The following is a 20,879-nucleotide window of genomic DNA, read 5'->3' on the forward strand; positions in this document are numbered from 1 at the left end:
AAATAGGATTAGTGCGGTGTGTTTGAAACGAAAATAGCTGAAAAAAATGATATTATGCAGTGAAAAAATAGTCAGCTTGAACAGTGTTTAGCGGTGGCTAGGGCGCGGATATTTTTGGCCTTATGGGATTAAGAAACAAAAATATCATGGCACTTGGGTGTGGGTGCCAGAAGTTGCTGTGCATCAAATGCATACAATATCTGTCGGTGTTAATATTTACTTTGAAAAGTAAAAGGCATATACTGCGATTCAGCGTTGAGGGTAGTGGAGAAGCTTTATACAGCCAGCTGCCTAGTCCAGCCAACTAATAGAAGCAGGTGATGTTGTTTGGATAATAAGGCCTGCCAAGCCTTCCTGAGTTACAAAGTAGAGAGTATGAATTGGTTTCGGGAATCTTTAAATTATTTGTTTTTATTTTGTTTTTGTGGAGATCTTGTCGAAAATGAATTACGATAAAACCGTAGCGGAAATGTTGAACGTGGATGGCGCCCTGGCTGCCGCAGTAGTGGATTACTCCAGCGGTATGTTGTTGGCCGGTGGCGGTAGCCCCTCAATCGATTTGGAAATTGCCGCCGCAGGTAACACAGAAGTAATCCGTGCCAAAAAGAAAACCATGCAAATGCTTGGTTTGAAGGATGAAGTAGAAGACGTTTTGATGACCCTGGGTACCCAATATCACCTGCTGCGTCCGCTGCCCCGTCATGACGGTCTGTTTTTGTACTCTGTGCTGGACAGAAGCAAAGCTAACTTGGCTTTGGCTCGCCGTTCTCTGATTAACGCCGAACGCAACTTGGGCTAATTGCAATATTCGAAACCGGCTGTCTATTACCAGACAGCCGGTTTTTATTGTTTGCTACACAGGGCATGGTGCGGGAAAAATACAATGACCTATGCACCTTTTCTATTATGCACTTGCCGTAGCCGGTATCGACCGCTACCACGCACAGGTTTTCAATTATTCATTCATCACTGCAAAGAAAGGAGTTTATCATGCCGTACGCTTCAATCCTCCGTTCAACTCTCAACTCTTTGCAGCTCAGAAGCCTGAGGCTATTCCTTTTTTTGTGCCACCCGCTTCGGGTTGCTTTCTTCCTATTTTGTAAACTGTATTTAATGCGCTGCTTTGCCGCACCTGCCGTTTGCACTCTGCAGATGAATTTACTTGCTGTTTCAACCTGTCTCCACTGTATGTGCACGTTTGTGGCAGAGCTGTGCGCAAACGGATTTATCCGCCGCAAGAAAGTACATTATGGGCACACAAAATCCCCAAATCATTTCTGAAAACATTGTTTTAATAGCCGGTTCAAATACCTGGATTGAAGGCAACGCCATCCAACAGTTCCAAAACACCGCCTGCCTGCCACAGATGCGCCGGGTGGCCGGTATGCCCGATTTGCACGCCGGGCGCGGCTATCCCGTCGGCGCGGCATTTTTTAGCTTCGGCTGTTTTTATCCCGCGCTCATCGGCAACGACATCGGCTGCGGTATGGCGCTGTGGCAAACCGATTTGCCCGCACACAAAGCCAAACCCGCCAAATTGGCCAAACAGCTCGGCAGCATCGATGCGCCGCTGGATGAAAGCTGGCAGGAGCGGATTAACGAAATCTTGCCGCAGCATCCTTTTCAGGTAGCCTTAGGTACCATCGGCGGCGGCAACCATTTTGCCGAACTGCAAACCGTAGATACCGTTTACCGCTCCGAGAGGCTACCTGAAAGCTTCGATACAGGCTGCCTGCAACTGCTCGTGCACAGCGGCTCGCGCGGGCTCGGCCAGCAGGTTTTGCGCCGCCATGTGGAGGCGCACGGCCACCAAGGGTTACCTGAAAACAGCCCCGAAGCCGATAAGCAGGTGTACAGTTCATACGACATCGACACTGTGTATCCGCAACACCGTCGCCACCGCCTCCCTCTGCAGATGGTGCGCTTTCTCGACGGCAGCAAATACTGCCTGCCGCAATGCCATAACTACTACTGGCCCGGGTATCGCCACTTCCAAGCGCCCGACCTCAGCCCAGCCCGCTGCAACTGTAGCCAGCCCGCCATCGCCAAATACCGCCATACGCCGCTGTTGCTCGTCTATTACGCCGACCCGAACTAGCCCACTCGGCTCGACAGCCGCCAAGATTTCGCCGAAGATCCGCAGCTCTCCAGCCTCGGCGTGTACCTCGACCCCGATACCGTGTGGCAGCACCCATGCAAAACTGGTATATCGGCGTGTTTAGTTTATTTGAGATTTCCGCGCTGCCGGCAGAGACGAAGGCATCGAATTCCAAACCTACCGTGCCAGCAGCAAAGGCGGGCAGCACGTGAACAAAACCGACTCCGCCGTGCGCGCAGTCCACCTCGCTAGCGGCATCGCCGTGCGTGCCGAGAGCGAATGCGGTCAGCACGCCAACAAAAAACGCACACTGAGGCTGCTCGCGCTCAAACTGGCCGAACACCACTAAACCGCCCTGCGCCAACACGCCGCCGATGCACACAAATTACTCTATCAAGTGGAGCGCGGCAACCCGAGACGGGTATTTAAGGGGGAAGATTTCCGCGAACAGGCTTGACGGCGCGGGCAATGGGAAAGGCTACCTTAAATTTCAGGTAGCCTTTGTGGTTTAAATAGCCGTATCTGGTGGATAGGCCGCCATTCGGGAAGTCGGATTCAAGAATCCGACCTACAGGTTTTCAGGTAGCGTTTCCTTATTCGGCACATTGGCAGCCGGTATGGCGATGCCGTGTTGTTTGAGCGGTGTGTAGGGTTTTGCCGCAGGCATGCGCGCTGTCGCCCGATGTTTCAAACCGCGTGCGTGTGGTTCCGCACATACCTATGCACCCCGCAAAGGGAAAGGCTACCTGAAAACGGTTGGTTGTCGTGGGGGCGTGGGCAGGCGGGCTGTTGTCTGAGTATTAAAACCGCATGTGTGTGTTTCCGCGCACTTTGCGCGTCCAGCAACGGAAAGGCTACCTGAAATTGTTTTAGCCCAGTAGGAACAACTCGCGGCCGTGCTGTTTGAGCCAGGCGGTAGCGGCGGGTCGGTGCGGAGAGTGTTGTTCGACTTCTGCCCAAAAGGCTGGGCTGTGGTTGGGGTGGCGCAGGTGGCAGAGTTCGTGCACGCAGACGTAGTCGGCCACGTATTCGGGTGCGCCGACGAGCCGCCAGTTGAGGCGGATATTGCGGCGGCGGCATACGCCCCAGAAGGTTTTGGCGCGGCTGAGGGCGGTGTGCTCGGGAATGAGTTGCAGGCGCTGGGCGTGTGTGGCGAGGCGGGGGAGAAGGTAGGCTTCGGCCAGCGGCTGGAGGTGTTGGCACAGGAGGGCTTGCTGTTGCGGCCATTCGGCTGCGGGCAAGAGGATACGGCCGGGCTGGATTTGGACGGCGGCTTGGGCGTGGGATTGCAGTTGGTGCGGCTGGCCATAGAGCCAGAGGTGGCTGGGGGCAGCGGACGGGGTGGGGCGGCGCCGGAGCATTTGCTGCAGGGCAGTTTCGTTATGTTGTAGCCAGCGGCGCAACTCGGGTAGGCTTAGCTGCGGAGGAATGCTGAGCCGCAGGCTATGTTCGCTGTGCGCCCGCAGGATAATGTTTTTCTTGGCACGGCGGCTGAGGTGGAGCTGGATGGTGTGGCCGTTGGCGAGGGTGTGGGTGAGGAGGGGCATGGTAGACTTCAGGTCGGCTTTGGGGTTTGATTTATATGGTTTCAGGTAGCCTAAGGCTACCTGAAAATATTTATGCTGGTACAGCTACACCAGCCGATGGCTGGTAAGCTTATGCCCGATATTTGTGCCTAAAACTGCTATTTGGCATGAATGCCCGGCCTACGGTTTTAGTTTCAGGTAGCCTTTGAGCAAACAAAAGGCTACCTGAAAGTTTAATTGGATTGACCGGCGGCTTCCGGCTGGGCGGATACGGCTTCGGTGACAACAGCTTGGTGCAAAGTGGTGAGCTTGCGGGTGAGGATGTTGAGGATGAGGCCGTAGGCGGGCAGGAAGAAGAGTGTGCCGATCACGAGTTTGAACAAGTAATCAACAAAGGCGATGTGCGGCCAGTTGGCGGCCATAAAGGCATCGCTGCTGCCGGCGAAGGCGATGGAGAAGAAAAGCACGGTATCCACGGCGTTGCCGGCGAAGGTGGAGGCGGTGGGGGCAATCCACCAGGATTTCAGCTGGCGCAGGCGGTTGAACACGACAATATCGAGGATTTGGCCCACGGCATAGGCGGCAAAGCTGGCCAGGGCGATGCGGAACACGGGCATCACGAACACAGCAAGCGCGCTCCAGCCTGTCCACGCGCCTTCTTGAAACAGCACGGAAAAGGCATAAGAAACGAGCAAGGCGGGGAACATAACGAAGAAGATAATGCGTCGGGCGAGGCTTTGGCCGAAGATGCGCACGGTTAAATCGGTGGCGAGGAAGATGAAGGGGAAACTGAGCGCGCCCCAGGTGGAATGCACTTCGAAGCCGTTGGGCAGGGTGACGCTGAAGGGAAACTGCACGAGATAGTTGCTGGCGGCAATCACCAGGATGTGGAAGAAAATGAGCCAACGGAGGGCTTGCTGCTGTTGGGCGGGGGTAAAGCGATAGTTTTGCATGAATGGTCCTTAGTTTTGGTTTAGATAAAAATCTACGCGGGAGGGTTGCGAACAGCGCGGGGGTTGGAAACTGGCTAAAAATATCGAGTTTTAAATTATATAATTAATTAATATTAATAGGCTCAAAATTCAATGCAAGGCAATATTGCATCATCACGAAACTCATTTAGCATACCGGAAAATTGGGTGATGAAAGTATTGAATAAACCCGGTTCTGTTACAAAATACATTGTTGCCATGCTGCCAACCATTCTGGATTTGAACCTAAAATACTCAGTTTCTAAATATATTTTAATAAATAATCTACTATGATAAATTTCTGAAAAGTGTAATCGTGCAGCGAAAGCTCCTCCTGCATACTCTTCCCCCAAACCACCTAATCGTAAATCATAAATTCCATTAAGTTGTTTACTCAAGGTGCGGAGATCGTTCAAGATGGATATACAGTTCTTTTTGCCAGTATAAATCTTCGTACAGAATGTGGACTGGTTATTTGATGCGATAATTTCCCATTCCAGTAAGTCATTATCACTAGTAATTTGTTGGAAACGGATGAATTGATTCATTATGCTGAATTTTCTTAATTAGTGGATGGGATAATTTAATTTTGCCACTGGTTTCAAAGGAAAAAGTGAGGTTAGTAAACCAGTATAGGCTACCTGAAAAATATTGCCGCTATGTTTCTTGTTCAAATTCTGTCTGCATGATGCGGTAGACCTGTTCAAAAGCGGCTTTCTTTTGATTGCTGACAACCGGCAGGGAGAGGGTGAGCTGGTTGGCTTTGTTCAGGCTGATGCGGCGGTTGGCTTGTAAAATGCAATACAGGCTAGCAATGCTGTACTGTGCTGTTTCAGCCGGCAGATTTCGACGGCCAGTGCTGCGTTATCCAGCGGGGGAAGAGAGACGGCACGGTTTTTAATCTCAGCAATCGACATGGGTTTCAGGTAGCTCGCAGGCTTACTGCATATCGTGTGTAAATAGCCGCTCGCGCGCCATTTGCTCGAACGGCGTGCCGGGGCGGCCATAGTTGGCGAACGGATGAATAGCGATGCCGCCGCGCGGGGTGAATTCGCCGAACACTTCGATGTATTTCGGGTTCATCAGTTTGATGAGGTCTTTCATGATGATGTTGATGCAGTCTTCATGAAAGTCGCCATGGTTGCGGAAGCTGAAGAGGTAGAGTTTGAGCGATTTGCTTTCCACCATTTTGATGTCGGGGATATAGCGGATGAGGATGGTGGCGAAATCGGGCTGGCCGGTAAGCGGGCACAGGCTGGTGAATTCGGGGCAGACGAATTTGACGAAGTAATCGTTGCCGGGGTGTTTGTTGTCGAACGCTTCGAGGATTTCGGGGGCGTAGGTTGAGGGATATTGCGTGCCGGTGTTGCCCAGCAGGGAAAGGCCGCTGAGCTCTTCTTTGTTGCGCATGGGAGTCCTTAGTTTTGGTAACGCGGGAGGGTTGCGAACCGCGGTTTGGAAAAAAGGAGCGGATTATAAAGGATTTTTAGGCTACCTGAAAGCGCAGCTTCAACGAAGTTTCCAAAGGAAGCTGAGTTTCTGCAAGGCCAAAATTTCAGGTAGCCTTTGGCAGGTTTGCGCTAAATCTCTCCGGCGCGCAGGGCTGCGAGTACGGGCGCGGTTTTTGGGGAAAAACCGCGCCAGAGGCGGTAGGATTCGGCGGCTTGCTCCACCAGCATGCCCAAGCCGTCGGCGCTCTGCCGTGCGCCTGCTTCGGCGGCGAAGCGCATAAAGGCGGTGGGCTCGCGGCCGTAGGCCATATCGTAGGCGAGTTCGCATTGGGCAAACACGGCAGGGGCAATGGCGGGCACTTGGCCACTCAGACTACCGGAGGTAGCGTTGATAATAATATCGAAACCGGCGGCAGGCAGCTCGCCCACCTCGGCGGCACGGATGCCGAAAATGGCAGCCAGCTCTTGCGCTTTGGCAGCGGTGCGGTTAGCAATAGTGAGACTGGCTGGGCGGCATTCGAGCAGAGGCAGAATCACGCCGCGCGCTGCACCGCAGGCGCCGATGAGGAGGATGCGCTTGCCGGCTAGGGCTACCTGAAAGTTGCGGCCAATATCGGCCACCAAGCCGAAGCCATCGGTGTTGTCGGCGTGGATTTGGCTGTTCCCCTGCCTAATCAGCGTGTTGGCTGCGCCGGCGGCGCGGGCGCGCTCGGAAAGGCTGTCTGCCCAGGCATAGGCATCGGTTTTGAAAGGCACAGTTACGTTTGCGCCCACGCCGCCCGCAGCGAAAAAGGCGGCGGCAGTTTGGGCGAAGCAGCTCGGTTCGGCCAGCAATCGTTCATATTTGATGGTCACGCCTTCTTGGGCGGCAAACATTTGGTGGATAGTTGGTGAGCGGCTGTGAGCCACGGGGTTGCCGAAAACGGCGTAATGGGAAGCAGGCATGGTGTGCAGCAGAGAAAAGAAAAGTGCTGAATTATAGCCAAATATATGCCTCAACGCTTGCAAATCTGCCATGTCGCCCCATCTTACTGTTTGACTGCCGAAGCAGGCAGCAGCGGCCGGCTGAATTTTTTGCAAACGGCGTATTTGCTGCTACAATCAATATTCGTTTCTTTTTTATTTGATATTCAAGAGGAGTTTTTCCACATGCAACCACGCAATGTTTACGATTACACCGACGTGGGCAGCAGCGTTTCCGCACAAAGCACCATTTTGCGTAAAACCTACGGCTTACTCGGGCTCTCGTTTCTTCCGGCGGCTGCCGGCGCATTCGTCGCCATGGCCACCGGTCTGAGCCTGTTCAGCTTTACCGGCAACTATTGGATTGCTGTGGGCATTTTCTTCGCCTTTTTCTACGGCATTAGCTTTCTAATCGAGAAAAACCGCCACAGCAATGTGGGTGCTGCCCTGCTGATGGTGCTCACTTTCGGCCTGGGCTTCACGCTGGGTCCGATTTTGAACTACAGCCTGGCGCTTTCCAACGGCATAGAACTCATCGGCATTGCCGCCGTCATGACTGCCGCCGTATTTCTGAGCATGGCAGCCATGGCCAAATCGCCCACCTTCCAAACCAACAGCATCGCCCGCTTCGTTAGCGTGGGTTTCGTGGTGGCCGTTATTGCCATGGTTGCCAGCTTCTTCCTGCAGATTCCCGCGCTCTCGCTCACCGTATCCGCCCTGTTTGTGATCGTGAGCTCTGTGCTGATTATGTGGCAGGTGCGCGTGATCATTGAAGGCGGTGAAGACAGTCACATTAGTGCCGCGCTGACTTTGTTTGTTGCCATCTACAACATCTTCGTCAGCCTGCTGCGCCTGCTGTTGGCATTTGCCGGTGAAGACTAAGTCGCTTTAAGTAGATTGGATAAAGGCTACCTGAAAAATTTCAGGTAGCCTTTTGTTATGGAAAAATATATAGCTCAACGTTATTACGCTGAAGCCAACGGCTTGAGCATGATGCACCACCATATGCTGTAATAGGCTTCTTTGCGCGGCTAGGGGAATTGGGCAAGCTGTTTCTCGGCAGCGGCATTGTCTTGGTTGTCTATCATAAACTCTGCATTCAGTGTTTCGTTTTCGGCTTGGGCATAAAAAAGTGGATTAATGGTATTGCGTTTTCATGGTTTGCCATACCACTATCACTGGCGCCTTTGGTCACCCAGTAACCCAGAATTGCTTGAAAACTTTCACCGTTGCAGCTTATCCAGATTTCGTGTGGGCAAGGTTTTCACCGGTATTGAACGCATCGAGCAAAATGTGCAGGTTGTTGGTGCAGAAGTTGTGTAGGTTGCGCGAGAGGGAGTCCTCCAGGTTTTCGCCGATGCCGTCGCAGCATTCGTAGAGTTCGCGCCCGTCGGGCAGGGTAATGCCGACATCAAAACGGCTCACCATCGCACCGTTGCCGTGTTGGTGCGGAAACGCCCAGGTTTCGAGCTGCACGGGCACGGCGAAATCGGGCAGGATTTTGTCGCTCCGCGTTTGGCAGGCATAGCCGTGGGCTTGCAGGATTTCGGCAAGGGCTTCGTTGAGGTTTAGGGTATCGAGTTCTTGAGGTTCCATGAGTTTGCTCTTGAGGCTACCTGAAAAATATGGTGGTTGGTAGGGGCTATGTTGTTATCGATTCTAACAAAGTTTGGTGTAGCCTTAGTGCTGTTTGGTCATTTCGCTAATACAGCGCCGTACGCTGCGTTTGAATGAAACCAAGTGGTGTCCTGGCGTGGCGGAGTAGATGTCGTCGACCAGACAGCGGCCGTTTGGGCTGCATTGCAGTACGAATTGCACTTGGGTGGCCGAGAAATCGCCGGGAAACTGCTGAAATACGGCTTCGATTCGGCCGTTGGCCAGTGGCCGGATGTTCAGTGTCCGGTTTAGGCTGGCTTGATCCCAATCCTGCCCGGCAATAATCGGGTCGTAATCGATGCAGCCGACTTCGTTCGGTGGTGTATGCTGTTTGTCTTCTTGGTATACAGCCTGTAGATCGGCGGAAAAATGGCGTTCCGGATGTGCATGAATGGTATTGCCGTTTTGATAGGGTACATATAGGCTATGGATCAAGGCCAGTTTTTGTGGGCGGAAATTGTCTGCCCCAGCTGTTGTGGCGCAGGCAAGCAATAGGGTGGTCAAAATATATTTTTGCATATTGCTTCTCCTAATAATTGTGGGCTGAAACAATGTTTCTTCATTATATCAGTTATATAAAAGGCTACCTGAAACTTTCAGGTAGCCTTTGCCATACGGAAAAGCTTAATGCCTGAAATGCCGCACGTCCGTTACCACCATGGCGATGTCGTGTTCGTCCGCCGCATCGAAGACTTCCTGATCGCGCATCGAGCCTGCGGGATGGATGATGGCTTTGATGCCCTGTTCGGCAATCACGTCCACGCCGTCGCGGAAGGGGAAGAAGGCGTCGGAGGCGGCGCATGCGCCGTTTAAGTCTAGGCCTGCGTCCTGCGCTTTGCGGGCGGCGATGCGGGTGCTGTCCACGCGGCTCATTTGGCCTGCACCAATGCCGTAGGTTTGACCGCCTTTGCCGAATACAATGGCGTTGGATTTGACGTATTTGGCGACGTTCCAGACGAACAGCAAATCGTTCCATTCCTGCTCGGTCGGTTGGCGTTTGGAGACGACTTTCAAATCGGTGCGGCTGATGCGGTGAATGTCGGGCGTTTGTACCAGCAGTCCGCCGCCGACGCGTTTGAGTTCGAAGCGGTTCGCGCCTGCTTCGAGCGGGGTTGTTAGAGAAATTTGCAATACGCGCACGTTTTTCTTGGCGGCGGCGATTTCGAGGGCTTCGGCGGTGAACTTCGGCGCCATGAGGACTTCCATAAACTGGTTGTCGGTAATCTGTTTCACGGTTGCGCCGTCCACTTCGCGGTTGAAGGCGATGATGCCGCCGAACGCGCTGGTGGTGTCGGTGGCGTAGGCGAGTTTGTAGGCGGTCAATGTATCGGCTGCAACGGCAACACCGCACGGATTGGCGTGTTTCACAATCACGCAGGCGGGTGCGTCGAAGGATTTGACGGCTTCCCAAGCGGCATCGGCATCGGCGATGTTGTTATACGACAATTCTTTGCCTTGCAGTTGTTTGTAGGCGGCGAGGCTGCCTGCGGCGGGGTACACATCGCGGTAAAACGCGGCGCGTTGGTGCGGGTTTTCGCCGTAGCGCATGTCTTGAACTTTAATCCAGCTTTGGTTGAACTGGCTCGGGAATTCACCGATTTCGGGCGTGCCGCTCAACACGTCGTCTGAAAGCGAGGTTAAGTAGTTGGAAATTATGCTGTCGTATTGGGCGGTGTGGCTGAACGCCTTGCGCGACAGGTTAAAACGGGTTTTGTCGCTCAACGCGCCGCCGTTGGCTTCCATTTCGGCGGCGATGGCGGGGAAGTCGGCGGTGTCGGTAATGATGGCGACGTGTTTCCAGTTTTTCGCGGCGGAGCGCACCATGGTCGGGCCGCCGATGTCGATGTTTTCAATCGCATCTTCCAGCGTGCAGTCGGGCTTGGCGATGGTGGCGGCGAAAGGGTAGAGGTTCACGCACACCAGGTCGATATTGCCGATGTCATGTTCTTCCATGGTGGCAACGTGATCAAGCAAATCGCGTCGGCCGAGGATGCCGCCATGGATTTTCGGATGCAGGGTTTTCACGCGGCCATCGAGCATTTCGGGGAAACCGGTGTAGTCGGATACTTCGATCACGGGAATGCCCGCATCGGCAAGCAGCTTCGCTGTGCCGCCGGTGGAGAGGATTTCGACACTGAGTTTATGCAGGGCTTGGGCAAATTCGACTGCGCCGTTTTTATCGGACAGGCTGATGAGGGCACGTTTGATGGAAGGCATGGGGGAGTCCTTTTGTGGTAGCTGGTGGGAAGGGGAGAGGCTACCTGAAAACGGAGCTTCCGAAAGAAGTAAAGTTTCTGCGAAGCTAAATTTCAGGTAGCCTTTATGGCAGGCATTTCATGTAGTGGATTAACAAAAACCGGTATGGCGTTGGTTCGCCTTGTCGTACTGATTGTACTGTCCTCGGCTCGCCGCCTTGTCCCGATTTTTGTTAATCCACTATATGAGGAGGGCTGTTAATTTACACGCCGCAGCTGGCTTTTGTGGATATAGCCTTGGAATACGGCATCGTTGCCGTATTCGTCTTTTTCGGTGTATGCGCCCTGGTTGTCGTATAGCAGCCAGTTGTCTTTGCTCAAACCCGGAACAATTTGCACGCGTGTGCCGTTGGGTAGCGTTTTGATGATTGGGGCTCTGCTAGTTGGGTAGCCAGGGTGGATGCTGTGGACATTTGCCGAGCCGTTAGGGCTGGCGACAATGTAGTTTTGCACAATAAAGCCCTGGTTTTGGTGCACAAATCCGATGCGCCGGCCATCTAGGCGGATGTGGTACCAATTGCCCTGCCTGCTGAGGATTTCGCGTTGTGCGCTGCGGTAATCCAGCCTGGCGAGGATTCTGCTGTTGGCATTGGGCGCGGTGCGGACGTTTGCCGTGCCGTCGGCTTCGATGTGGGGCAGGAAGTAGTCTGCAGCTTGGGCAGACAGGCCGGCGGCGGTGAGTAGGGCGGCTAGGAAGGTTTTCATTTGGAAGGGCTTCTGTTTGGGCTTAAAAGCCCGGCGGGCAAGGGGTTACCTGAAATTTCAGGTAACCTCATTCATCAACGGTTGTTTTGGATACGTTGATTAGCGCGGCGGGCGGCTGGGCTATTGGGGTAGGTTTGCATCAGCTTGCGCCAGGTGGCGCGGGCGATGTCTCGCTGCTGCATGCCCCATTGGCAGTGGCCGACACTGTAAAGGGCCTCGGCGGCTTTGGGGTTGGCGGCGAAGCGGGCGGCGAAGCGTTGGCCGGTGAGGATGACGGATTCGCAGTTGCGCAGTTTTTCGTGGCTCTGCATGAGCAGGAAGAGGGCGTTTTGCTCGGTGCGGCCGCCGCTGCCGCTGCGTTCGGCGAAGCGCAGCTGCTGTAGGGCCTGGCTGTAGAGGCCGCTGCGATAGAGTTGCAGGGCTTGTTGATAGGCTTGCTCTTGCGGGTTTTCAGCAGGAGTGGTGACAGGCTCGGCACTGCTGTGGCTGGTGCTGCGGCGGGAGGCGGCTCGAGCATCGAGGAGCTGAGCGAGCTGCTGCTGGCGTTGTTGCAGTTCGCTAATTTGGCCGCGTAGTTCGACAATTTGTTGTTGCAGCTGGCTGATTTGCTGGTTGTGGGCGGTAAGTTCGGTTACGATGCGCTGCGAGGGTTGGGGGCTGCCGGTGGCGGATGGTCGTGTGGGGGGGAGAGCGGTACAAGCAGCGAGGCCGCAGAGGGCGGCGGGGATGATTAGGCGCATGGGGTTTCCTCGGGATAACGTTTGCGCAGCAGGGTGAGGCCGTCGCCCAGGGGTAGGGTGAGGGCGGCTACGCGGGAGTCGGTTTGCAGGGATTGGTTGAAGGCGCGGATGCGCTCGATAGATTCGGGAGCGGACTCGGCGTTTGCCTGATACACGCGGCCGCCGAGCAGGAGGTTGTCGATGGCGATGAGGCCGCCGGGGCGCAGCAGGGTGAGGCAGCGTTCGTAGTAGTGGGCGGTGGGCGGTTTGTCGGCATCGATAAGGGCGAAATCGTAGCTGCCGCTGCGGCCTTGCTGGATGAGTTGGTCGAGTGTGATGAGGGCAGGCTGGAGGTGGAGCTCAATTTTGTGCTCCACGCCGGCTTCGCGCCAGAAGCGACGCGCGGTGTTGGTGTAGGTGATGTTGATGTCGCAGGCGGTGAGGCGGCCGTGTTCGGGCAGGGCGAGGGCGACGGCGGTGCTGCTGTAGCCGGTGAACACGCCGATTTCTAGGCAGCGTTCGGCGCGGATGAGCTGCACGAGAAAGGCGAGGAGCTGGGCTTGCTCGGCGGCCAGGTGCATTTTGCCCATACGGTGCTGCGCGGTGGTTTGGCGCAGGCGTTGCAACACTTCTGCTTCGGGCGGGTTGATGCTTTTCAGGTAGCCTGCAAGGCCGGGGGGCAGATGGTCGGTGGCTGCGGTCATGGCGCGGCGCGGGGTTTAGTAGGAATAGTAGGTGTAGGGTTTTTTGGCGACTTTGCCGGCGGCGAAATCGGCCTGCTCTTCGGGGTTGAGCTCCACATCCCACAACAGACCGCGGTTTTGGAGGCGGCGTTCTTGCTCTTCGGGGTGTTCTTCGATGTATTTTTGCAGGAACTGGGTGGCGTCGGATTGGTAGTTATACATGGTGTGTTTTCCTGTGGTGCGGGGTAGCGGCGATTATAACGGAAAGCGCTTGGTTTGGCAGCCGTTGCGGCGAAAGGTTATACTGCGCACTTTATCTTAAGCACGCGCCTGCGCGCACGCCGCAGGCTACCTGAAAAACAAGAAGAGAATACCCCCTATGCTGACTAGATGGCTGCGCAAAATCCTGCCGGGCAAACCTGAAGCCGCCGCAACACATTCACACAAACAGGTGCTGCCGCAAAACGAACACGGCATCACGCCGAACGGGATCAGCTATGCGGCGGAAAAGGTGGTGTCGCGGTTGCAGCAGGCCGGGTTTGAGGCTTATGTGGTGGGCGGCGCGGTGCGCGATTTGCTCTTGGGCATCGAGCCGAAAGATTTCGACGTGGCCACCAACGCCCGCCCTGAAGAAGTGCGCAAAGTATTCCGCCGCAGCCGCATCATCGGCCGCCGCTTTCAGATTGTGCATGTGATGGTGGGGCCGGAAACGATTGAAGTCACCACCTTCCGCGGCGGCAGCCGCCCCGCGCGGCAAAACGAACACGGCCGTATCATGCAAGACAACAGCTACGGCAGCATGGAGCAAGACGCCGCCCGCCGCGATTTCACCTGCAACGCCCTGTATTACAACCCCGCACGCGGGGAAATCACCGATTTCCACCACGGCGTGGCCGACATCCGCGCCAAACGCCTGGTGATGATCGGCGACGCTTGCGCGCGCTATCAGGAAGACCCGGTACGCATGCTGCGCGCCGCCCGGCTTTCCGGCAAACTCGGTTTTCAGGTAGCCCCCGACACCGCCGCGCCGATTGCCGAATGCCTGCACCTGTTGCCCAAAGAACCGCTGGCGCGCCTGTTCGACGAAGTGATGAAACTCTTGTTTTCCGGCGCAGCCATCGACTGCCTCAAACAGATGCAGGCCCTGGGCATGGACGGCCAAAGCGTGCACCCCCTGCTTGCCTGCGCCTTGGAAAGGCTACCTGAAAACCAAGGGCGCGGCATCGTGGCGCTTGCCCTCAACAGCACCGACAGCCGCCTGCGTGCCGACCAAGGCGTATCGGTGGGCTTTGTGCTGGCCGCCGTATTGTGGCCGCAGGTGCGCGAGGCCTGGCAGCGCGCTCAGAATAGCGGGCTCAGAACCATGCCCGCACTCAGCGCCGCCGTAGCCGAAACCCGCGCCCACATGGAGAAAGGTTGGGGCGTGCCGCACCGCTTCACCGCCTCGATGCGCGAAATCTGGCAGCTCCAGCCCCAATTTGAATACCGGCGCGGCGCCCGTCCCTTCCGCCTGCTTGCCCAGCCCCGCTTCCGCGCCGCCTACGATTTCCTGCTGCTGCGCGCCCGCGCCGGCGAAGTGGAGCAGGGCATTGCCGACTGGTGGACAGCTTTCCAAGAAGCCGATGAAGAACAGCGCAAGCAGATGATTCAAGCCGCCGAACAACGCCCTGACAGCGGCGATGCCCCAGCCAAAAAACGCCGCCGCCGGCGCAAGAAGAAAACAGGCGCGGCAGATAAGGACATGGTTGAATAAGCGGCATTGGGTTGAAGCAGCCGTAGGTCGGATCCTCGAATCCGACACCTCATTCAAAGGCTACCTGAAAATCCCGACCACTCCGTTTTCAAGTAGCCTAAACTCCAATCACTCCATGATTAAAAACGCCAGATGAAGCAAGCCATTATTGCCTTGGGCAGCAACCTCGAACAGCCCGTTTCCCAGCTGCAAAACGCCCTGGCCGCGCTGGCCGCGCATCCGCAAGTGCAGGTGTTGGCCGCTTCCTCGTTTTACCGCACCGCGCCGGTGGACTATGCTGACCAGCCCGACTTCATCAACGCCGTGGCACTGCTGTCTACCGATTTGCCCGCTGCCGAACTGCTCGCGCTGTTACACCAAACCGAAGCCGCCGCCGGCCGCGTGCGCAGCTTCCGCAATGCCCCGCGCACGCTGGATTTGGACTTAATCGACTACGCCGGCCAAATGATCGACAGCCCCGCCTTGCAGCTGCCGCACCCGCGCGCCCATCAGCGCGGCTTCGTGATGATTCCCCTGGCCGAAATCGCCCCGCAGCACATCCTGCCCGGCCAAACCGCCACCGCTGCCGAGCTAGCCGCCACGCTGGGCAATGAAGGCGTGCAACGTTTAGATGAAACAGAGAGTTAAATTTTTCAGGTAGCCTTTGGAAGGCTGCCTGACCCCCGAAAGGCTACCTGAAACATTCCAAGGAGAAACCATGCAGGCAGACTACCGCTACATCGTTGTGGAAGGCCCCATCGGCAGCGGCAAATCCCCGCTCAGCCGCAAGCTGGCCGAGCATTTCGGCTGCACCCTCATCAGCGAGCAGCCCGAGCAGAACCCGTTTTTGGAGCAGTTCTACCTCAATGCCGCCAACCACGGCCTGGCCGCCGAGCTCTACTTCCTGCTGCGCCGCACCGAAACGCTCAACCTCATCGCCGCCGCCGACGAAATCGGCAATGCCAACCACAGTATGCAGCGTGTGGTGAGCGATTTCTTATTGGAAAAAGACCAGATTTTCGTGCCCACCATCCTGCGCGAAGACGAGCAGATGCTGTATTGGCAGCTCAAGCAAAAAATCATGCCCGAAATTCCCGTGCCAGATTTGGTGATTTACCTGCAAACCAGCGCCGGTGCCGCTGAAGCGCAGCTGCGCAGCCGTGGCGACAACCACATCAATTTGTTCCCGCCCGGCTACCTGCAGCAGGTGCACGAGGAATACCACCGCTATTTCTACCTCTACGACCGCGCCCCGCTGCTGATTGCCAATACCGAAGAGCTGGATTTTGTGAACAACCCCGACCACTTCCAACTGCTGCTGCACGCCATCGCCAATATGCGCGGCAGCCGGCATTATTTGAACTTGAGCGAACGCTAGGGCGGAATGGTAAAGGCTACCTGAAATGTTTCAGGTAGCCTTATTTTAAGACGGGGTGCGGCGGAAGCTCACGGCCTGCATTACGTGGCGTTGGTTTACGGTGTCGCTGCCGGCCAAGTCGGCCAGGGTACGGGCGATGCGCAGGATGCGGTGGTAACTGCGGGCGGAAAGTGAAAGTTTTTCCAGCACGGCAGAGAGGGCGGCTTTGGCTTTGGGCTCGATGGCGGACAGCTCATCCAGCTCGGTTACGTTGAGCAAGGCATTGCTTTTGCCTTGCCGCTGCTGTTGGCGTTCGCGCGCGGCCAGCACGCGTTCCCGTACGGCAGCGCTGGGTTCGCCGGGTGTGGCTTGAGTGAGCTCGGCGGCGGAGAGGGCGGGCACTTCAATAATCAAATCAATCCTGTCCAGAAGCGGGCCGGAAATTTTGCCGCGATAACGGGCAATACTTTCGGGCGTGCAGCGGCAGGGTTTGGCGGGGTGGCCGAGGTAGCCGCAGGGGCAGGGATTCATGGCAGCCACCAGCTGGAAGCGGGCGGGATAGGTGGCTTGGCGGCTGGCGCGGGAAATGTGGATAAGGCCGTTTTCCAGCGGTTCGCGCAGCATTTCCAGCACCTTGCGGTCGAATTCTGGCAATTCGTCGAGAAACAATACGCCGTTGTGCGCCAGGGAAATTTCGCCGGGCTTGGGGTCGGAACCGCCGCCCACCATGGCGGCGGCGCTGGCGCTGTGGTGCGGCGAACGGAAGGGGCGGCGGCGGGAGAAACTGTGCTGCTGGGGCAGCAGCGAGCGCAGCGCCCAGGTTTCGGTGATTTCGTCGTCGGAGAGCGGCGGCAGGATGCCGGGCAGGCGTTGCGCCAGCATGGATTTGCCGGTGCCGGGCGGGCCGCTCATCAGGATGCTGTGGCCGCCGGCAGCGGCAATTTCGAGCGCGAGCCGCGCGGTGTGCTGGCCTTTTACGTCTTGCAGGTCGGGATAGGGCGCTTCTTCGGCCGCTTCAGCACGGGCTTGGCAGCGGGGCAGGGCGGCGATGCCGTTGAGGTGGGCGGCCACGGCCACCAGGCTTTCGGCAGCCAATACTTCGGCGCGTTCAATCAGCGCGGCCTGCTCGGCGCTCTCTTGCGGCAAAATAAAACGACGCCGCGCCTGCGTGCTCTGCCACACCATGGCCAGCGCACCGCGCACCGGGCGCAGCAGGCCGGACAAGGCCAGCTCACCGGCCAGTTCGTATTGCGCCAATTCTTCGGGCGAAATGGCGATTTGGCCGGAGGCTACGAGGATGCCCACGGCAATCGGCAGATCGAAACGGCCGGATTCTTTGGGCAGATCTGCCGGGGCAAGGTTGACAGTGATTTTTTTGGCGGGGAAGTCGAAGCCGCTTTGGATGATGGCGGCGCGCACGCGGTCGCGGCTTTCTTTCACTTCGGTATCGGGCAGGCCGACAATATTGAATGCAGGCAGGCCGTTGGCCAAGTGGGCTTCCACTTCCACCAAGGGCGCGGCCATGCCGCTGAGCGCCCGGCTGTATACCACCGCCAAACTCATGCCGCGCTTCCTATTGCTGTTCAGAAGGGTTGGGCAGGGCGGCTGGAGCGGCGGCTTCTAGCTTGGCCAGGCGCGCTTCTAAGGCGGCCAGTTTTTCGCGGGTTTTGATGAGCATCTGCTGTTGGATGTCGAATTCTTCGCGCGTTACCAAATCGAGCTTGCTGAATGTGCTGCCGAGCAGGGTTTTCACATTTTTTTCCACGTCTTTCACCGGGCTTTCGGCAATGGCGCTGCCGATTTTCCCGGCGAGTTCGTCGAGGATTTGTTTGGCCAACATGGGGTTTCCTTTATTTTTGAAGGGTTGGGATGGGCGCATTGTATAAGTGCGGGAATAGGGCGGCAAGCAGTAAAGGCTACCTGAAACGCGGCTAAACTTTCAGGTAGCCTTTTCAGCCAGATTTATTGCCACTCGAAACGCAGCAGGCGCATGATTAAAAACAGGCCGAGCAGGCTGATGAGCACATACAGGCTGCTGGACATGCTGTGCCAGAAAGAGAGCTCTCCACCGAGCAGGTTGGAGAGCCAATGCGTCTGCCCGCCGCGGAGGGCACGGATAAGCGGCACCAGCGCAAATTGCGAGATGGCCAGCAGCAGCCAAGTGAGGGCGACGATGCGCGAGCTGAGTTTGCTGCGTTGGCCGTAGCTGCGCTGCTGCGCCGAGAGGCCGGCCAAATAAAGGATGGCCCACACAAACAACCCGATATAGTTTACCGCGCTAAACAGCGTACCGGCCAGGTTGCCGGCCTGCTCTTTGGGCAGAGATTGGAACAATAGCGGCGCCACGCCGTAGCCGGCCAAAAGATACGCGCCAAACCACACGGCGGCCAACAGGGCCAACACTCGATTTGCAAACATTCGTTTCCTTTCTCTGCTTTTTGTTTAAAACGAAACGCAGTGTACCGTATTCTTTGCATACTTTCAGCTGCCGGGCCGATACTTTACCTGCTATAAAATCAGCCTACATTGCGTTACAATCCCGCACTTTACGTTGCCGACACACCATTATGTCCAATAAGCCCAAACACGAACACGAAGCCAACAAACTGCACAAACGCCTGCGCCACGCCGTGGGCCAAGCGATTAACGATTTCAATATGATTGAAGAGGGCGACAAAGTCATGGTCTGCCTCTCCGGCGGCAAAGACAGCTACGCCCTTTTAGACATCCTGTGCCACCTGCAAGCCTCCGCGCCGATCAATTTCGAGCTGGTGGCGGTGAATCTCGACCAAAAACAGCCCGGCTTTCCCGAACATGTGTTGCCGGAGTATCTGACTTCTATAGGCGTGCCGTTCAAAATTGTGGAAGAAGACACCTATTCCACCGTGAAGCGCGTGCTCGATGAAGGCAAAACCACCTGCTCGTTGTGCAGCCGCCTGCGGCGCGGAATTTTGTACCGCACGGCCAAAGAGCTGGGCTGCACCAAAATCGCGCTCGGCCACCACCGAGACGACATCCTCGCCACCCTGTTTTTAAACATGTTCTACGGTGGCAAACTCAAAGCCATGCCGCCCAAGCTGGTGAGCGACAACGGTGAACACATCGTGATCCGCCCGCTGGCCTATGTGAAAGAAAAGGATTTGATCAAATACGCCGAAATCAAGCAGTTCCCCATTATTCCCTGCAACCTGTGCGGCTCGCAGCCCAATCTGCAGCGGCAGGTAGTGAGCGAAATGCTGAAAGACTGGGACAAACGTTTCCCCGGCCGCATCGGAAGTATGTTTTCCGCGCTGCAAAACGTGGTGCCCTCGCATTTGGCCGATACCGAACTGTTTGATTTTGCCGGTTTGCAACGTGGTCAGACCCTGAAACACGGCGGCGATTTGGCCTTCGACAGCGAAACCGTTTCCTTTAACGCCCCGCGCGACGACGAAGACGAAGGGCTACCTGAAAAACCCGCACGCAAAGTGATTAATATCTTGGGCAGCAAGCCGAAAACCGGAGGCTGCGGTGCGGGATAAATTCATTTCACTCTTACAGTTTATTCCCCTGCTGATGCTGACGCAGGTGCTGCCGATATTGGCCTGGCTGCTCGGCGGCCTGGGCAGGAGCATGGCTGCCCAAATTGTGGCCGCACTGCTGTTTACGGTTGCCGCCGTAGCCATGTGCGGGCTATACCTGCAGCTCTACCTTAAGCAGGCAAACGGTTATTTCCATAATTGGAAAAGCCGGTTTTCCGGCAAAAAACTGCTGTGGGCGGCGGGCTATATTGTGCTGATGCTGGCCATCAACCCGCTCTACGAAATGCTGATGGCCGCGCTGGGCGTAGAAAGCAGCGTGGACAACCTGCAAAACCAGCTCATCATTATGGAAATGCTGCAACGTGCCCCGCTGACGATGGCGGCCTATATCGTGCTGTTTGCGCCGGTTTTGGAAGAGCTGCTGCTGCGTGGCATTTTTTTCCAAAGCTTCGGCAGCGTAGAAAACCGCGGCAAACGCTGGCTGTTGCTGGTGCTGTCTGCCTTCATCTTCGGCAGCCTGCACAGCCCGCCGGTACATTACGATTTTCTGCTGTATTTCGCCATGGGCTTGGTACTCGGCACGGCCTATCTGCACACCAGAGATTTGAAATACCCGGTTTTGATTCATATGGCAAACAATGCATTGGGCTTGGCTGGGGTGTTGTTTGAGTAAGAATGGGGAAAGGCTACCTGAAAGCAGTTTGATTTTCGGGTAGCCTGATGGAGATGGCGATGCCAACAGACGAATGGGCGGAGCTCAAAAGCAAACAAGAACGCTACCGCCGCCGCGTGCGTGAATTTGTGCAGCAAAACAGACTGGTGGGCGCGATGAATAACACCAAATGGCGGGAGCTGTGTGAGGCAATGGATGAGTGGGAAAATGCGCCGGCCTATGAAATCAAGTATTTGTTTGACGAAATATCGGAAGTGGAGGTTGAGCAAGCCATAGCTGAAACGACGGTAGCGATAGGCGATTGGGGCAATGAGCATTTTTATTCGATGTTCGATATTGAATGGGTGAAAATTCGGAAATTGCGCTCGGTGTTTCGCGGGCACCTGATTGCGCGGGAAATCGTCGCGGGAAATCGTGGATAATAGCGAGGGTATCCGCGCGATATTGGATCGGTTTGCCATTCCATATGTGGAGGGCGAGTTTTGCTTCACGGTATATGGCTACCTGAAAGCTTGAGTGCCGGAAAAGCAAAGATACAGGCTACCTGAAAGTGTTTCAGGTAGCCTCAC

The 20,879-nt window shown here is 56.0% G+C and carries 25 protein-coding genes and 1 pseudogene; 11 read left to right on the forward strand and 15 right to left on the reverse strand.

What is annotated here, in order from left to right; translation table 11 throughout:
* Nucleotides 1-442 precede the first annotated feature (442 nt).
* From A7Q03_RS00215 to A7Q03_RS10480, 3 genes and pseudogenes are all read left to right on the forward strand, one after another.
* The gene (locus A7Q03_RS00215; protein WP_067438504.1) at nucleotides 443-799 is read left to right on the forward strand and encodes a hypothetical protein; all 357 of its coding nucleotides are present in this window, start codon (nucleotides 443-445) and stop codon (nucleotides 797-799) included.
* A gap of 450 nt (nucleotides 800-1,249) precedes the next feature.
* A complete protein-coding gene (locus tag A7Q03_RS00220) occupies nucleotides 1,250-2,098 on the forward strand; it encodes an RtcB family protein (RefSeq protein WP_231881744.1) in 849 nt (282 codons plus the stop codon).
* Nucleotides 2,099-2,261: 163 nt separating this feature from the next.
* A pseudogene (locus A7Q03_RS10480) lies at nucleotides 2,262-2,438 on the forward strand (peptide chain release factor-like protein); the annotation flags it as partial.
* A gap of 529 nt (nucleotides 2,439-2,967) precedes the next feature.
* On the opposite strand, the gene A7Q03_RS00225 reads toward A7Q03_RS10480, so the two are convergent.
* From A7Q03_RS00225 to aroE, 5 genes are all read right to left on the reverse strand, one after another.
* On the reverse strand, nucleotides 2,968-3,645 hold the full coding sequence (locus tag A7Q03_RS00225; RefSeq protein ID WP_067446231.1) for a M48 family metallopeptidase: 678 nt from the start codon (nucleotides 3,643-3,645) through the stop codon (nucleotides 2,968-2,970).
* Nucleotides 3,646-3,857: 212 nt separating this feature from the next.
* Nucleotides 3,858-4,577, reverse strand: a complete 720-nt coding sequence (locus tag A7Q03_RS00230) for a 7-cyano-7-deazaguanine/7-aminomethyl-7-deazaguanine transporter (RefSeq protein WP_067438517.1) — start codon at nucleotides 4,575-4,577, stop codon at nucleotides 3,858-3,860.
* Nucleotides 4,578-4,699: 122 nt separating this feature from the next.
* Complete coding sequence (locus A7Q03_RS00235) at nucleotides 4,700-5,143, reverse strand: hypothetical protein (RefSeq protein WP_067446234.1); 444 nt, start codon at nucleotides 5,141-5,143, stop codon at nucleotides 4,700-4,702.
* A gap of 391 nt (nucleotides 5,144-5,534) precedes the next feature.
* Entirely contained in the window at nucleotides 5,535-6,005 is a 471-nt protein-coding gene (queF, locus tag A7Q03_RS00240) for a preQ(1) synthase (protein ID WP_064105635.1), read from the reverse strand.
* A 170-nt stretch (nucleotides 6,006-6,175) separates the two neighbouring features.
* Complete coding sequence (gene aroE / locus A7Q03_RS00245) at nucleotides 6,176-6,991, reverse strand: shikimate dehydrogenase (RefSeq protein WP_082880663.1); 816 nt, start codon at nucleotides 6,989-6,991, stop codon at nucleotides 6,176-6,178.
* Nucleotides 6,992-7,195: 204 nt separating this feature from the next.
* Between aroE and A7Q03_RS00250 the strand changes: the two genes are divergently transcribed.
* Nucleotides 7,196-7,891, forward strand: coding sequence for a Bax inhibitor-1 family protein (locus A7Q03_RS00250; protein WP_067447318.1), 696 nt, complete (start codon nucleotides 7,196-7,198; stop codon nucleotides 7,889-7,891).
* A gap of 354 nt (nucleotides 7,892-8,245) precedes the next feature.
* Here A7Q03_RS00250 and A7Q03_RS10485 read toward each other — a convergent pair whose 3' ends face one another.
* The 7 genes from A7Q03_RS10485 to A7Q03_RS00285 all read right to left on the reverse strand — a co-directional run bounded on the left by A7Q03_RS10485 (nucleotide 8,246) and on the right by A7Q03_RS00285 (nucleotide 13,249).
* A complete protein-coding gene (locus tag A7Q03_RS10485) occupies nucleotides 8,246-8,605 on the reverse strand; it encodes a DUF6348 family protein (RefSeq protein WP_231863688.1) in 360 nt (119 codons plus the stop codon).
* A gap of 84 nt (nucleotides 8,606-8,689) precedes the next feature.
* Entirely contained in the window at nucleotides 8,690-9,184 is a 495-nt protein-coding gene (locus tag A7Q03_RS00260) for a hypothetical protein (RefSeq protein WP_067446237.1), read from the reverse strand.
* Between the two features lie 105 nt (nucleotides 9,185-9,289).
* Nucleotides 9,290-10,882, reverse strand: coding sequence for a bifunctional phosphoribosylaminoimidazolecarboxamide formyltransferase/IMP cyclohydrolase (gene purH / locus A7Q03_RS00265; RefSeq protein WP_067446239.1), 1,593 nt, complete (start codon nucleotides 10,880-10,882; stop codon nucleotides 9,290-9,292).
* Between the two features lie 236 nt (nucleotides 10,883-11,118).
* Nucleotides 11,119-11,625, reverse strand: coding sequence for an SH3 domain-containing protein (locus tag A7Q03_RS00270; protein WP_067446241.1), 507 nt, complete (start codon nucleotides 11,623-11,625; stop codon nucleotides 11,119-11,121).
* Nucleotides 11,626-11,699: 74 nt separating this feature from the next.
* Complete coding sequence (locus A7Q03_RS00275; protein WP_067446245.1) at nucleotides 11,700-12,365, reverse strand: tol-pal system YbgF family protein; 666 nt, start codon at nucleotides 12,363-12,365, stop codon at nucleotides 11,700-11,702.
* Nucleotides 12,356-13,048: an O-methyltransferase gene (locus A7Q03_RS00280; protein ID WP_067446247.1), complete on the reverse strand. Its 693-nt coding sequence runs from the start codon at nucleotides 13,046-13,048 to the stop codon at nucleotides 12,356-12,358. Before A7Q03_RS00280 ends, A7Q03_RS00275 begins: the two co-directional genes overlap by 10 nt.
* A 15-nt stretch (nucleotides 13,049-13,063) precedes the next feature.
* A complete protein-coding gene (locus A7Q03_RS00285) occupies nucleotides 13,064-13,249 on the reverse strand; it encodes a DUF3460 family protein (RefSeq protein WP_003823186.1) in 186 nt (61 codons plus the stop codon).
* Between the two features lie 157 nt (nucleotides 13,250-13,406).
* Between A7Q03_RS00285 and pcnB the strand changes: the two genes are divergently transcribed.
* From pcnB to A7Q03_RS00300, 3 genes are all read left to right on the forward strand, one after another.
* The gene (gene pcnB, locus A7Q03_RS00290; RefSeq protein ID WP_067446250.1) at nucleotides 13,407-14,780 is read left to right on the forward strand and encodes a polynucleotide adenylyltransferase PcnB; all 1,374 of its coding nucleotides are present in this window, start codon (nucleotides 13,407-13,409) and stop codon (nucleotides 14,778-14,780) included.
* Nucleotides 14,781-14,912: 132 nt separating this feature from the next.
* Entirely contained in the window at nucleotides 14,913-15,407 is a 495-nt protein-coding gene (folK, locus tag A7Q03_RS00295; protein WP_067446252.1) for a 2-amino-4-hydroxy-6-hydroxymethyldihydropteridine diphosphokinase, read from the forward strand.
* A gap of 70 nt (nucleotides 15,408-15,477) precedes the next feature.
* Nucleotides 15,478-16,137: a deoxynucleoside kinase gene (locus A7Q03_RS00300; protein ID WP_067446254.1), complete on the forward strand. Its 660-nt coding sequence runs from the start codon at nucleotides 15,478-15,480 to the stop codon at nucleotides 16,135-16,137.
* A gap of 45 nt (nucleotides 16,138-16,182) precedes the next feature.
* Here A7Q03_RS00300 and A7Q03_RS00305 read toward each other — a convergent pair whose 3' ends face one another.
* The 3 genes from A7Q03_RS00305 to A7Q03_RS00315 all read right to left on the reverse strand — a co-directional run bounded on the left by A7Q03_RS00305 (nucleotide 16,183) and on the right by A7Q03_RS00315 (nucleotide 18,534).
* Nucleotides 16,183-17,679 (reverse strand): YifB family Mg chelatase-like AAA ATPase, encoded by a 1,497-nt coding sequence (locus tag A7Q03_RS00305; protein ID WP_067446256.1) that lies wholly within the window; start codon nucleotides 17,677-17,679, stop codon nucleotides 16,183-16,185.
* 10 nt (nucleotides 17,680-17,689) lie between these two features.
* Entirely contained in the window at nucleotides 17,690-17,956 is a 267-nt protein-coding gene (locus tag A7Q03_RS00310) for an accessory factor UbiK family protein (protein WP_067446262.1), read from the reverse strand.
* A 122-nt stretch (nucleotides 17,957-18,078) separates the two neighbouring features.
* Nucleotides 18,079-18,534 carry a DUF4149 domain-containing protein gene (locus A7Q03_RS00315; protein WP_067446265.1) on the reverse strand — a complete coding sequence of 152 codons (456 nt, stop codon included), beginning with the start codon at nucleotides 18,532-18,534 and terminating at the stop codon, nucleotides 18,079-18,081.
* Nucleotides 18,535-18,683: 149 nt separating this feature from the next.
* On the opposite strand from A7Q03_RS00315, the gene ttcA reads away from it, so the two are divergent.
* From ttcA to A7Q03_RS10805, 4 genes are read left to right on the forward strand one after another with little or no spacing between them, the layout of a single operon-like run.
* A complete protein-coding gene (gene ttcA / locus A7Q03_RS00320; RefSeq protein WP_067446268.1) occupies nucleotides 18,684-19,637 on the forward strand; it encodes a tRNA 2-thiocytidine(32) synthetase TtcA in 954 nt (317 codons plus the stop codon).
* Nucleotides 19,627-20,310 (forward strand): CPBP family intramembrane glutamic endopeptidase, encoded by a 684-nt coding sequence (locus A7Q03_RS00325; protein ID WP_067446271.1) that lies wholly within the window; start codon nucleotides 19,627-19,629, stop codon nucleotides 20,308-20,310. The genes ttcA and A7Q03_RS00325 overlap by 11 nt, the downstream gene beginning before the upstream one ends.
* A 59-nt stretch (nucleotides 20,311-20,369) precedes the next feature.
* On the forward strand, nucleotides 20,370-20,732 hold the full coding sequence (locus A7Q03_RS00330; protein ID WP_153705629.1) for a DUF6678 family protein: 363 nt from the start codon (nucleotides 20,370-20,372) through the stop codon (nucleotides 20,730-20,732).
* Nucleotides 20,725-20,826, forward strand: a complete 102-nt coding sequence (locus A7Q03_RS10805) for a hypothetical protein (RefSeq protein WP_369799374.1) — start codon at nucleotides 20,725-20,727, stop codon at nucleotides 20,824-20,826. Before A7Q03_RS00330 ends, A7Q03_RS10805 begins: the two co-directional genes overlap by 8 nt.
* Nucleotides 20,827-20,879: the final 53 nt, after the last annotated feature.

It is taken from the genome of Eikenella sp. NML99-0057, from assembly GCF_001648535.1.
In the GTDB taxonomy this organism is placed as follows: Bacteria; Pseudomonadota; Gammaproteobacteria; order Burkholderiales; family Neisseriaceae; genus Eikenella; species Eikenella exigua.